The following is a 14,005-nucleotide window of genomic DNA, read 5'->3' as shown; positions in this document are numbered from 1 at the left end:
TGGATTATACCATTGACGATTAATTTGAAGTTACCACACGATAAGCATCAACCGTATCTTCATTACATGGCAGAATACGTGTCGATATATTTGCAGCCATCAAATTATTACGCCGCTGTCTCGCCTTGTGAGCAGGCTCACAAAACCCCACCGATTCCAGTTCATGAATGTTCGGATTATAATTAGAAACATCGGAGAATTTACCTGGAATATACTGGTTTTTAAGATGACTATCGCTATGTGATAACTGAGATTCAAATAGTGATTCTGACAAGATTCTTGGGCTTAACATAAACAGTCTAACCAGTTGAGATTGGCTATCATCATCACGCCGAAAGAAGCTTCCAAAAATTGGAATTCGCCCTAACATTGGTACTCCCTCCACATTACTAGTGGTTGCTTCACGATAATATCCACCAATAAGTAGGGAACCACCATTCGGGACAGATGAACGAGTGTTGATTAAGGTATTCCTAATCGATGGGATAGAATCAACCCCACCATCATTCAGGCGATTTGCATCCTCAATCTGAACATCAAGATTGATGACCGAGACCTCTCCTAACTCAGACGAATCATCAACAATACGAGGAACAACTTTTAATAGCGTACCGTATGTAATTTGCTCTAAGCTTGCTACTCGCTCTCCCTCCACACGCACAAAAAAGGATTCATTATTATCTAACAAAGCTTCCATTCCATCTTCAGTAACGACAGCCGGTCTGGAAGTAACACGAGCCTTGCCTTCAGATTCGAGCGCTCTCACTGTTGCTAGGAAATCTACATTCGTTTGGGCAAAAAAATCAGCATCCACGAGCGTACTTCCAGGCAAGACTAAATCCAAAAGACCGCCTCCACGTGCAACCGAGTCAACATTCCAGTTGACGCCGATCTCACGTAATGAGTTAGTTGTTAGATCAATAATCACCAAGCTAATTTCAAGCTGTTGTCTCTGCTGGTCCAATTGCCCAATCAAGTTTTCATAGAGAAGTAGTCTAGAGTTGTAGTCTTGTATAATTACTGAATTCGTACTTGGGTCAGGATAAACCGCCGCATTAGGATGCGAGGCACCACTAGAATATCCCAACTGGTCAATAGTATTCGCTCTATTTTTAGACTCGGCTCCAGGCAGTAATATCTCATCAAGCTGTGTTCCCTCAGCTTGAGTATTATCTAGATCAGGAAAAATCTGGGCATGTTCAGATATTGAACCTGAACTAAGAAGACCTTTTAATAGTGTCGCAACACCCGGCAGTACCACCTCTTCATCTCTAACATTCACTCTACGATCAGCTGCAGATGCATATTTCAACTTATAAATTTGAATGGCTAGCGTATCATTGTTCGCGGCAGCTGCGCGCAACTTCAACATCTCTACTGTTTGATCCACCAAATCGAGATACCTAGGCGGGCCCGATATCATCGCAATTCCACTTACTCCCAATGAACGCCATTCGAACCTATCATCCCAAATTGATAGATCCTTCATTGTCTGCTTAAGAAGCTCAGAATTAATTGTTTCGAGCAAGAACAGCTTGCTATCCATTGAACTGATAGGGTCAACATAGATGGTTGCGCCGTCAAAGTACCATACAAGATCAAACGCCCCAGCGAGAAAGTTTAGTGCTTCCTCACTATCTCGTTTCATCAAATATCCACTAAAGTTGCTATCGATTTCTTCATTCACCTCTACACCTAGACGTGAATGTGTTGCTATCGAGGTAAGTACATCAACCAGTGGCTGCTCCTCGCCATAAAACTCAAAAGGATCTCCATTAAGAGTTTGGCTGTGAACCTTAGCAAAAGGCAATATTACAATTGCAATCAAACACAAAGGGATACTATGGCGTAATAAATTCATGATACCGCAACTCGTTTACTTGACTAATAGCCACTTGCCTTAATAGAACCTCACAATATCCACAATGATGATTGACAACGTCGAAAAATTCATCATACGGTATGCTACTGGGCATAGTACTTTGAACCCCAAAGTTGTCGGAAATATCTGATACCACAGACAGCTTCAACCCCTTCCAAGCATAACTCCTATGCATTGCATCCAGAAGATTTTGCTTGTCAGAAATCAAGCCGAGCTCATTTGTGCAAAGAATGTATCTATTCTGATGCTCGATAAATTTCACATTGAACTTCGAATCAAAACTCAAGGTATAAGAGCCATCACTACCAATCCTCGGCATAGGTAAGAATACTTCTGAGCATAAAGCAGAAATTTTAGCCTGAAGCGTCATAGTAACCCGAATATTGGCAATATTTATTTTTTTACTATATCAGCGATCAAGGAAACCTTCTTTAAGAATTGATCGCATTTTTTTAGATAAAGGTCATTTTTAGGCCCGCAAGTGGGACTTATGCTCAATAAATTTAAGCCACAGCGGAATATTAAAAATGTCAACTCCGCTCTGGATAAGCCGGGATTAAATAGCTATAACACGGACACACAGAATATTGGGTGTTCGGTGACCAAGATAGACTATCAAGTCCAAGCTTTGCTCCCCCCTAAGACGTATCAAAACACCTTCCTGTTTAAATATACCGCAAGCGACCCTGACACTCGCAAGGCTACAAATTAGCACGGTAATGGTAGAGTTCTGCGCTTGTAATTTACATCGCCCTAATACTGGCCAGCCCTATAAAGTTCTGACGAGTACATTCCATAGACATTACACTGAAAAACCAATGGGTACATTAGTTGATCATACATTTGCTGATCAACTAACGCTGTGATAGGGATAAATACAGCAATCAGTCCGCCGCAAAATGGCCTGGTCTATATTTACAGTTCGGATTTAGCCCCACCACTTAAATAGTTGACGCCTAGCGTTACGACTTTAAGCCGAACATACCCCGTGCAATTCATCAGCCCCGTCAAAAATGGCTTCAATTATAGTAGTGATATAAGTGGCCACTCGACTGTTCCAACTCCATGAATGCAATTGCTTAAAATAATCGGCTAAATACCATTCGTAAAACGGGTGATGGTCAAGTGGTGCAGGAAACAAGACTGACAATGATTCCTATATTAAGCTTCTACATTGCCAGCCAATCTATTCTTAGAAGGTCTATCTAATAAAGGCCTATACCTATAGTTACACTTTTATCCCAAAGTCATGGTTCAACACAGGAGCCCCATTCGTTTCAACGGAAGCATCTCCACCGTTAACCGATATTATTTCCTGCCAGTAGACTGCCGTTTGGTACAAAGCTTTTACTCTTTGAGTGAAGGACTCAATCTCTACTACTTCTGCACGCTCTTTATCGCATAAAACTATCATCTGCGACTCAGGATGTAAGGACAGTGTTGCATACTCACTGGCTACCCAAAGGTAGTTACCTTGGAGCATTAACTTACAGATATGCTCCTCCTGCCCATTTGGAATCTCACCAATATCCAAAGTGACAATAACCAGCTCTTTGCCATCTTCCTCATGCAGGTAAATATGCATATCAACCTCATCCCAAGAGATACGGCAAGCGTCTTCAACGGGCTCCATAAGCGGTTGCTGCAAGTTTACTGCTAACTCTTGAATCAGCCTGGGAAAATCAAGATTCATAATCAAACTCCAATGTCTATACGTCTCAGTCAGTATGGGGTGTTTTTTGCTCACGCAACCAGCGGATAACATCCGCCACCGGTTCTACAAATTCATCCGTAATTTTTTGGTCTATATCTATTTTTGCGTAAAGACCTCTTGCGAGAGCCACGCTCTCGATAACCGGGATTTCATTTTTTTGTGCTATATGCCTTAATTTTTGTGCAAATAACATTTCACCTTTGATTGTAACAAAAGGTAGCTGGGAAACTGTTTGATCATACCGAATTCCTACCGCAAAGTGTATTGGGTTGGTAATCAAAACGTCTGCTTGTGACACCCTCTTTTGAACCACCTCCTCACTCATAAGTTCGCGATGCAGCTCTTTTCTGCGCCCCTTAATCTCCGGATCACCCTCAGTCTCTTTATACTCCCTTCTCACCTCATCAATAGACATGCGGAGTTTCTTGAAGTACAAAAAACGTTCGAGCCCAAAGTCAGCCCCAGCCAAGAAGACAAATGCCGCAAGGCAATATAGGATTAACTTCATCATTAATGATCCGGTTATATAGATGGCGCAATCAGCACCACAAGTGGGTATCTCCATAATCAGCGCAAGATTATTTTTTAATACATACCATGAAACATAGCTAAGGACCACGATCTTGATAAGGGATTTAACAAACTCCATGGCATTTTGTGCGCTGAATATTTTCTTTGCACCATTCACCAGGCCTATATTTTCAAACTTTAGCTTGACCGTCTCCCCACTAAATATCCATCCGATCTGCATAACGTTTGATATAATTGCAAAAACAAAAACCACAGCCAGTATTGGCAATAATATTTTTGCCGCTATATAGAACGCCTCAACCGAGGCATTTAAAAACAATTGACCAACCGGAAGATCTATATGCCTCGAAAGATCATAAAAAAGACCTTTAATCTGGAAAAAAATACTTTCACCAAATAGCCAGAAATACCCGGTTACAGACACAAGCAGAACCAGGGATACCACCTCTTTACTTTTTGCTACCTGGCCTTTTTCCCTGGAGTCTCGTATTTTCTTGGGCGTTGGGGGCTCCGTTTTTGATGATGAACTCACATTACACCACCAAGAGTGTTTCGCATAAAGTGATGCATCCCTTCAAAAGTATCAGTAACAACACTATCGATATGGCCTAATAGGGCGTGGATATATACAACCAAAACAAATATGCCGATAGCACTTTTAACTGGCATTGCCATAAAGAAAACGTTTAATTGTGGTGAGAACCTGCTAATCAGCGCAAGGGTAAACTCTGCCAAAAACATCGCAATGACAATTGGTGCGGAAAAGACAACAATGGATTTACTTAAAAAATCCAGCTGTGAAAAAATATAGATATCCGCACCAGCCAAATTTCGGGGAAACATTTCATTAATTGGCCAAAATATGTAGCTCTCGTAGATTACTCCCATCATCAGCAGAAACGCTCCGCTAAGAATAAAGAAGGTGTTCAATAAATGACTGAGATAAATACCTAGTGGCGAAGTCTCGTCCCCCAGCAATGGGTTGACAATATTCGCCATAGTGGCCCCTCTCTGATTGTCAATTAAAAAACCAACCCCCTCGGCAATCCAAAATGGGATTGCCACGACCACTCCAATGATCAATCCAATGGCAGATTCTTTAAGGAGTATTGAAATATACCCAAGCTTTCCCAGGTCCGGAGGCAAAGTACCTTCCGTAAGCGGGAATATAAATAGAGACAAACTCAATAGAATACCGTTACGCACCATTGAGCTACCTAAAAACCCTCTACTCATCATTGGTAAAACTGTAAATACCAAATACACGCGTGGCAATGATAAAATATAGGCCTGAATCATTGCTTCTAGGTTATTTAAATCAAGATCCATTTTATATGCTGTTGAAAGCAGTCGCACCAAGAGCGACTAACTCAGCCCCCATCCAGCTGCCCGTGCCAATCAATGCAAAGATAACCGCAACCAGTTTTAATACAAACCCTAGTGTTTGTTCCTGAATTTGGGTCAATGCCTGGATGAGGCTCACCAGAGTGCCTACTATCGAGGCAGCTACAATCGCAGGAAGAGAAAGTATCAACACTAACATCATTGCCTCCTGTGCCAACCTCATCATCTCACCTACATCCACAACTCTACTCTCGCGACCAAAAGGTAAATATAATATGGTATTTTTCTCTCACTAGTAGGCCATGACCAGACTATGAGTAAGGGTTGTCCATCCATCTAACACGACAAACAACAATAATTTAAATGGAAGCGAGATTGTCATTGGAGATACCATCATCATACCCATAGCAAGAAGTATGTTTGAAACAATGAGGTCAATTACCAAGAAGGGTAAATAGATTAAAAATCCAATCTTAAACGCTTCGGTAACCTGACTAACGGTAAACGCAGGCAACAAAACCAATAAGCTATCATCTGTTACTTTATCTGCGTGGCGCTCAGGCCAAATTTCCCTGGCAGTATCCAGAAAATAGTTTTTTTCTATTTCGGTCGTATTGTTTTGTAAGAATGCAGCATAGGGTTTAACTGCCCCTGAAAATAACTCTTTATAATTCTCAGAAGATTCCGTTAAGTGACTATTAGCCTCAACATATTCTTGTATATCAAACCCCACCGGAGCCATTATATATAGAGTCAGAATCAAAGCCACGCCATACAACGCCATATTGGGTGGCGTCTGCTGAACTCCCAAGGCATTACGGAGCAGTGAAAACACTATAACAATCTTAACAAAGGAGGTTCCCATTACCGCCAGAAACGGTACTAATGCTAGAGCACCAAGTGCTAATATTATCGATATATGGTCAAGCTGGCCGCCTAGAAAACTAATCCCCATTTTTACCCCACTTCGAGACCTGTACGCCCAACTGACCTTCTATGTTCACCAATTGCCCTTTACCAATTACAGACCCATTTACAACAATGGCGATTTGAGTTGAAGCCGAGTCAACCAATTGAAATGTATATCCCTCTGATAACGCCTGAACATCCTCGATCGTCATTTCTACTCCGGGCAAAGCAAAACTGAGCGTCAAAGAAACATCTTGTAGTTTTCGAGTTACTTCCGCTGCATCAGAGGCTTCATCAAGCTCCCCTAGTGAATCATCAGCTTCGCTATACTCATTATCCATTTGTTCACTCCAAGGATATTTAAGTGTAATACTTTTCATATCACATTCTGCTAACCAAATTAGTTGGCGGCAAAACATTACTAAACAATGCTGCTGTGATAGATATGATTTCTTAATTAGGATAATATCACCGGCTTCAATACCTTCTAACTCATGGATATCCAGGTGGGTAGTGCCAATAACAAACCTAATGGGCAGCGCAGCTGGCAGAGGGTGCCGTCTTTTGCTAACACCGCTGCTTAATGGCAGCTCAAAGCCTGATCTTGGGATCACACAGAAAACATTGATACAATTTTTCTGCTCAGAAACCTGCAGTTTGCAAGCCAGATTACCTGAAGAACTTGACTCGCTTGTTGTGACAATTTGAACTCCACCAAGGTGATAATCCCCCAACCCTTGATGCGCCTCAGCAATATGCTCAAACCATAATTCACATGCTGCTTCAATCAATTCGCAAGGCAAGTCTGAAATACATGCACCTTGAAAGTAGCAAGACAGCAGAGTACTGGCCTCACTCAAGGGAACGTAGAATTTCCAGTGTGTATTGCCCCCGCCTCCACTTAACTCAAAGTAAAGCGCTCTTTCTGGTAATTTACTGGTACAGCCGACTGATCTGATGTGCAATAGCGGCGGGATCTCTTTGTCCGGCGAACCTAGCTCAATATCCAGCTTGTGACAAATGAGGAAATTTTTTAACGCCACTTCTTGCATGGTCGTTTTTAGCAAAGCAAGCTTATTGATACTCATTTAGTTAGACCACCAAGCAAGTAATCTATTTCCCACTTCTCCTCGGAGGGGGCGTCACGTTGATTACCATCACCACCCGAATTATTCCCATCCCGCTTCTTTGAGTTATCACTTGCACTGCTCTCTACTTCGACCTGATCAGCGCTGCTCGTAGTTACCGACACATGAAATTGTGCGTATTTATGGTCAAGCATTGCCCGAAGCTCGGTGAGCATAGAGGTACCAGCTACGCCCAAGTCTTGATTTTGTATATCAAAATGCACTGACAATTTTCCATCTTGCAATTCAACAGTAACCCTAGTATCCGAGAGCGCCCTACACACCACCTCAGCGCGAATAACTTTCTTACTGATTGATATAGTCTCTAGCCCAGCCCCCTGCAAATTGGACAGCAAGCCAACATCCGATTTCACTTCACTGCATTTACTTACCTGTGATAAATACAAACGATCAATTGCAGAAAGTGCGGATTGCGCTACATATATAACCTCACCTTCTTCTAGATATTCGACACCCTCCAAATTCAAAATCAATTGTCCGGCCTGCTCATCAGACAATAAGCTTTTGAGGTTATTAACCGGGGTGTTGGCGTAGGTACCCATTTGATGATCTAGTGACTTATGACCACCACTAGCTGCTGAAAAAAACCGGTCTTTTAAGTGCTGAGTCCCATCGACATCGATATTTTGGGGAGGCTGGATAGACGGCTTGGCAAGTCCATTATCCACAGAAGTTGCTCTTTGATGCCCCTGCGATCCAATATCGTCACCCGCCGCTGAATAAATACGCTCTTTTCGGTGTTGAGTCCGATCGACATCGATTTTTGAAGGTTCCTGCATAGATGGCTTGGCAAGTCCATTATCTACGGAAGCTGCTCTATGATGCCCCTGCAACCCATTATCACCACCCGCTGCAGAAAGAATATGATCTTTTGGGTGTAGAGCCCGATCGACATCGACTTTTGGGGGCTCCTGCATAGACGGCTTGGCAAGTCCATTATCTACGGAAGTTGCTCTTTGATGCCCCTGCAACCCATTATCGCCACCCGCTGCTGGATAAATATGATCTTTTAGGTGTTGAGTCCCATCGACATCGACTTTTGGGGGTTCCTGCATAGATGGCTTGGCAAGTCCATTATCTACGGAATCTGTACTTTGATGCCCCTGCGATCTATTATCCATGGCAGCTTCATGGAGATAGCCTGTGGAGGTCTCCGCTTGTTGGCTAGATGATTTATGATCATCAATCATTCCTGCACTAACACGCACAGTTTGATACTGATCCCCATTGACCTTTTTTCTTGACAGCTCCGGCATAGATTGCCTTTCAGGCCCATTATCCATAGGGACTCTATCGGTATGGCGCTCGAAAAACCCGACTAGGGAAGTCAGTTCACGTTCGAAGTCCTGAAGGAAGTCCTGATAGCTTACGGCTTCATTACCATGACTCTCTTTCACTTGAGCTCGTTGCTGGAATTTAGCTGCACTGGTATCGGCATCAAAACTGATACCTGAATCCTTCTTGCTAGAAAAAATACTTGATGTCCATTGGGTCGATTCCAAGGGTGCTTTTCCGCTCACCTTAATACGTTCTAATTCTATTGACATCAATATTTCTACCTAGTAGAGGTAATTAAAAATTCATCCAGCGTTTCTTCACTAAGCCGCTCCTCTATGGCTCTTTCCATGTTATGCAGCTCTTTTATAAGCTGCTCGTACTTCTCGACTCCCTTCAAACAATGCTGAAGTTGCCTATGACAGCTTTCTTTGTTGTCTATGGCATCCTGAAGTAGCTTTTCCGACTCGATGGCCTTCAATTTAAGCGATGCCTCATCTTCGTGCATCGCTGCCATAGAGGATCTAAATTTATCTAGCTGTGCTGTTTGAAGAGGTTGTCCCATGATGGCTTTGTATTGCCTGGCCTCTTCAGAGATTCGCCACAACCTGTGGTTTTCAAACTCTTTCTGCGCTAACTCAAGCTGCGTCGTTCTCTGGCGTAGTAATTCAGTTGCCCGCTGAAACTCCTTTTTCGCAGCATCCAGCTTAAGTGTCTTTACTGTTAAAATACGGTCTAGACTAACCATGCATCGCCACCACCACACGGAGCTTTTGGTATTATATTGATGGCCTAAATATTCTCTTTATAATTTGGTTTGTTTTTTTTAGATTTAGGCCATTTATTGCAGGAAAGTGCTAGATAGGTCAGCTCCACGCCTTATCCCTGACACTACGAAGGAAACATCTTTAAAAGTTGCGTCACACTAGCATCAAACGGTATCAATTCGTGGGTACCCTGTTTCAGGAATGAATTTATCTCATCAATTCTATCTACAGCCTCATCGGTGACCGGATCATTGCCGCGTTGATACTCACCGATACGCACTAACAGCTCTACTTCTTTATACTTTGCCAATAGATTCTGTATCTTCATGGCCGCCAATTTGTGTTCCGGTGCCACAAAATTATTCATTACCCTGCTTGCGCTTTGCAGCACATCGATCGCTGGGTAATGTGCAGCTGCTCCCAAGGCACGAGAAAGTATTATGTGGCCATCTAGGATAGATCTCGTTTCGTCTGCAACAGGCTCTGTCATATCATCACCTTCAACGAGAACGGTATAACAAGCCGTGATTGACCCTTTGGCGGAGTTTCCACTACGCTCCATTAGCTGTGGTAGCGCAGCGAATACAGATGGAGGGTAGCCCCGGCGTGTTGGGGGCTCTCCGGCAGCAAGTCCAATCTCGCGCAACGACCTGGCATATCGTGTTACGGAATCCATCAGTAACAAGACTTTTTGTCCCTTTTCCCTGAAGTGCTCTGCAATTGCTGTCGCGACCAATGCGGCCTTAGCGCGCTCCATAGCAGGCCTATCTGATGTTGCTACAACAAGAACGGCCCTCGCTAGACCATCAGCTCCTAAATCATGATCAATAAATTCGCGGACCTCGCGCCCTCGCTCTCCAATTAGCGCAATAACGATAACATCGACTTCCGCATTGCGGATAATCATAGACAGTAATGTACTTTTACCCCCGCCAGCAGCAGCAAAGATACCAATCCTCTGCCCCTCTCCACAGGTAAGGATACTATCAATGGCTTTTATGCCTAGTGACACCGGTCTATCGATTAACTGCCGCTCCATGGCATCCGGAGCGTCAGCTATAACCTGAACTCTCTCTCTTGTTGCGGAATCACCATCATAGCGGCTGCCCTTTTTTAACGGGTTCCCCAAACCATCAAGCACACTCCCCAGTAAAAACTCACCCACTTCTATCTGATGACTGCGACCTGTGGGCAATACTTCTGTTTTATTCGATATTCCCGCGAGTTCACCCAGGGGGGATAATAATGCAATGCTCTTTTCTAACCCCACCACTTCAGCTAACAGAGGTTTTTCGACTCCAGGGGAAACCAGTCGACACAATTCACCAATTTGAACATCTGGAACCTGGGCCTTGATAATCGTACCGGATACATTTTGGACCCAGCCTCGCATCCGCATACAATTACATTCAGCAATTGCATGGTATATTTTATGCTTATTGTCGCCCCACGTTTCCTCAACTTGAGAAAGGTAAGACTTTAACTCCAACTGAACATCAACAGCCGGTTGCTCTTTCGGTTGTGCTTTCTTCACAGTCAGTGTCTTCAGCTAATAGATATACGGGCAATTGGTTGAACATTTATATCCTTGGTCAACTCCTGAAAAGAAAGGACGGGAAGCTCATAAAATTCATTTTCAATCAGCTTGCGAACATACCGGCGTATATCCATGGCAATTAACAGAACGGGCTTTCGCTCCATCTGCAAACTATCTTTCGTATAAATTGCTAAGTTATCGGTAAATCGCTTTGCCACCGAAGGGTCCAGAGCCAAGTAATATCCTGCTGAAGTCTGCCGGATAGCCCCGCGAACACTATCTTCCAGCTCCTGATCCAGTAAATAACAGGGGAGCGTACTACTTCCGGCTGAATACTTAAAACAAATCTGGCGCTTTAAACTGCTCCTTACGTATTCAGTCAGCTGAACCACATCTTTCTCTTTTTGGCCCCACTCAACCAAAGCCTCGAGTATCACCCTTAAGTTTCGAATAGAAATATCTTCAGAGACCAATCTTTGGAATACATCACTAAGGCGCTGTATCGGCATTACACGTTCAACTTCCTTTACAAGCTCGCCAAAATGGGGCTCTACCTTCTCTAGCAGATACCGCGTTTCCTGTATTCCTATAAATTCCTCTGCATATCGCCTTAAGATATAGGCCAAATGGTATGTAATAATACGATTAAAAGAGAAATAGGATAGATTGTTGCTTTCCAGTGTCTCTAGTTGTGATCTTTGGACCCATAGGCTATCTATATTCGGTAAGAATTCGTCTTCTTGCTTGAACTCAATGTCTGCTATAGATAGCTGATCCTTTGGTTCCGTTACCAGGATGCTATCAGGTACCAACTTTCCATGACCAACGGGAACCTCCTGGTTAAGAATATGGTACTCGTGATCAGGGAGATTCTCATTGAATCGTAGATGTACACCAGGAAAGGGGACCCCCAAATCCAGGTATAGTGCTCTCCTTACACGGCTTAACTCAGCGTTTAGCTCCTCGCCATCCAATATACCTTCTAAATCAGTTGATACGTCAACCAATAGTGGTACCGTGATAGAGAAGTCATCTCTACCACTACTCGCTGCTCTTGCAGCCAACTTCTTGGATTCGGGGGATGCAGTAGCAGCTGAACCGCCGTCCTTTGCCAATATAGCAGGTAAGTTTTCACCTCGTGATTGATGCTTTTTAGCGAGCCTTGCCAAAAAGAATCCGCCCCCACCAATTACTAGAGCCAGGGCAATAAAAATTTCTGTAGGGAAGCCAGGGATCGCAGCCAGGCCAAACAAAAGAGCAGAAGACATATAAAGTGCACGTGGATGTGCAGTAATTTGCGAACCAATTACTGTGCCTAGGTTGATGTCTTTACTCTCCAGCTCATCCTCCGTGGAGGCCACACGAGTAACGATCATCCCCGCCGTCATGGAAATAAATAGAGCAGGAATCTGAGCTATAAGCCCATCGCCAATGGTGAGAATGGAATACATTTCCAGTGCATCACCTGTAGTCATCCCATGCTGAGTGGTGCCGATTAAAATTCCACCAATGATGTTGACACAAATAATGATAAGGCCGGCAATCGCATCCCCTTTTACGAATTTCATTGCACCATCCATCGAACCAAAGAGCTGGCTCTCTCGGTTCAATGATTCCCTGCGATCCCGTGCCTCCTCCATGTCAAGCATTCCAGCGCGCATATCACCATCAATACTCATCTGCTTGCCTGGCAATGCGTCGAGAGAGAATCGCGCACTGACCTCAGCTACACGTTCAGCACCTTTGGTAATAACTAAGAACTGTACAATGGTAATGATTAGAAAAATCACCAGACCCACGACTAAATTACCGCCCACTACAAAATTACCAAACGTTGTAATGATGTCACCGGCATCACCATTCATAAGAATCAGGCGAGTGGTAGTAACCGATAGCGCTAATCGAAATAGAGTACTAATAAGTAGCACAGCTGGAAATGCACTAAATTCTAAAGCAGACTTAATATAGACAGATAGCATCATTAAAAGTACTGCAATAGCAAAATTTACTGCTATTAAAGCATCAACTACACTGGTGGGCATTGGCAGTATCATCATAAATATGATAGCAACCAATAAAATCGCTAATGCAAGATCAGCGCGTCGACTGAATGCCAGTATCAGGTTTTTCATATGCTCGAAACATCCTCACATGTCAGTCTTAGGTAATTTTCATGATCAATTTTTGCGGAATCATATAGTCCAGCCTTCCACTTGGTTGTACTCAAGCAATAATACAAGGCAGCTGACTGTTCACAGTCCAAGTTATATGTAGCTATAAGTTCACTTGACTTATGTTCAAGATTTTCTAGATTTTGCAATGACGCCCATGCCTTACACAGCATTAGCCCAGTGGACAAACTGCCACCGTATATTTCCTCAACCAAGAGCAACAGGGTAACGGCTTTATCTACACTGGCATAATTTAACTGTAACTCTGCCTGCGCAACTATCCATTCTCTCATGATATTTAATTGGACCTAACAAACTCAATTAAATCATTTAAACTTTACAGAGCAGGTTTCTCTGCACCTGATCTTTCAGCTCTAGCTCAGCCAACTCCATAAAAATCTGCTCAGATTTTTCTCTTATTTCTGCGGTCAAATTGCAATCCAGCCCCCTAATCCATTCAAGTGCGTAAAGCGCTTTTTTCTCACCCTCATAGCATGCTGATGGCTGGATGTCACTTCGATCAGGGACACACACCTTATTCAACAGTTGCTGCCCATTTGAGCGCTTAAATAGTTCTGACAGATGTGAAGGAGATGTATTATTGTTGTAATAGATTATTCGCTTAGCAGAGGGCAAGTCTCGCGTAGTAGGTTGCTGCTCTAAATAAGAAACACCGGAGATTCCACCGTGAAAATTAAGCACATCCTTAGATTTGGCAGATAACATT

The 14,005-nt window shown here is 43.3% G+C and carries 12 protein-coding genes; all 12 read right to left on the bottom strand.

The window, feature by feature from the left end:
* Positions 1–19: 19 nt before the first annotated feature.
* The 12 genes from sctC to ACJJI3_RS03365 all read right to left on the bottom strand — a co-directional run bounded on the left by sctC (position 20) and on the right by ACJJI3_RS03365 (position 14,004).
* Positions 20–1,861: a type III secretion system outer membrane ring subunit SctC gene (sctC, locus tag ACJJI3_RS03420; RefSeq protein ID WP_444917390.1), complete on the bottom strand. Its 1,842-nt coding sequence runs from the start codon at positions 1,859–1,861 to the stop codon at positions 20–22.
* A gap of 1,249 nt (positions 1,862–3,110) precedes the next feature.
* The gene (locus ACJJI3_RS03415) at positions 3,111–3,575 is read right to left on the bottom strand and encodes a type III secretion system chaperone (RefSeq protein WP_444917391.1); all 465 of its coding nucleotides are present in this window, start codon (positions 3,573–3,575) and stop codon (positions 3,111–3,113) included.
* A 25-nt stretch (positions 3,576–3,600) separates the two neighbouring features.
* Positions 3,601–4,659 carry a type III secretion system export apparatus subunit SctU gene (gene sctU, locus ACJJI3_RS03410; protein WP_444917392.1) on the bottom strand — a complete coding sequence of 353 codons (1,059 nt, stop codon included), beginning with the start codon at positions 4,657–4,659 and terminating at the stop codon, positions 3,601–3,603.
* Positions 4,656–5,456 carry a type III secretion system export apparatus subunit SctT gene (gene sctT / locus ACJJI3_RS03405; RefSeq protein ID WP_444941503.1) on the bottom strand — a complete coding sequence of 267 codons (801 nt, stop codon included), beginning with the start codon at positions 5,454–5,456 and terminating at the stop codon, positions 4,656–4,658. Before sctT ends, sctU begins: the two co-directional genes overlap by 4 nt.
* Before the next feature lies 1 nt (position 5,457).
* Positions 5,458–5,712: a type III secretion system export apparatus subunit SctS gene (sctS, locus tag ACJJI3_RS03400; RefSeq protein ID WP_444917394.1), complete on the bottom strand. Its 255-nt coding sequence runs from the start codon at positions 5,710–5,712 to the stop codon at positions 5,458–5,460.
* A 51-nt stretch (positions 5,713–5,763) separates the two neighbouring features.
* On the bottom strand, positions 5,764–6,426 hold the full coding sequence (gene sctR / locus ACJJI3_RS03395; protein WP_444917395.1) for a type III secretion system export apparatus subunit SctR: 663 nt from the start codon (positions 6,424–6,426) through the stop codon (positions 5,764–5,766).
* On the bottom strand, positions 6,416–7,468 hold the full coding sequence (gene sctQ / locus ACJJI3_RS03390; RefSeq protein WP_444941502.1) for a type III secretion system cytoplasmic ring protein SctQ: 1,053 nt from the start codon (positions 7,466–7,468) through the stop codon (positions 6,416–6,418). Before sctQ ends, sctR begins: the two co-directional genes overlap by 11 nt.
* Entirely contained in the window at positions 7,465–9,075 is a 1,611-nt protein-coding gene (locus ACJJI3_RS03385) for a hypothetical protein (RefSeq protein ID WP_444941501.1), read from the bottom strand. Before ACJJI3_RS03385 ends, sctQ begins: the two co-directional genes overlap by 4 nt.
* Before the next feature lie 8 nt (positions 9,076–9,083).
* A complete protein-coding gene (gene sctO / locus ACJJI3_RS03380) occupies positions 9,084–9,551 on the bottom strand; it encodes a type III secretion system stalk subunit SctO (protein WP_444917398.1) in 468 nt (155 codons plus the stop codon).
* Between the two features lie 143 nt (positions 9,552–9,694).
* On the bottom strand, positions 9,695–11,104 hold the full coding sequence (sctN, locus tag ACJJI3_RS03375; RefSeq protein WP_444917399.1) for a type III secretion system ATPase SctN: 1,410 nt from the start codon (positions 11,102–11,104) through the stop codon (positions 9,695–9,697).
* Between the two features lie 11 nt (positions 11,105–11,115).
* Positions 11,116–13,239: a type III secretion system export apparatus subunit SctV gene (gene sctV / locus ACJJI3_RS03370; protein ID WP_444917400.1), complete on the bottom strand. Its 2,124-nt coding sequence runs from the start codon at positions 13,237–13,239 to the stop codon at positions 11,116–11,118.
* 369 nt (positions 13,240–13,608) lie between these two features.
* Positions 13,609–14,004, bottom strand: coding sequence for a hypothetical protein (locus ACJJI3_RS03365; RefSeq protein WP_444941500.1), 396 nt, complete (start codon positions 14,002–14,004; stop codon positions 13,609–13,611).
* Position 14,005 lies beyond the last annotated feature (1 nt).

The organism is Microbulbifer maximicatervae (SeqCode) (assembly GCF_052466985.1).
This window is presented reverse-complemented; position numbering and strand designations above follow the sequence as displayed.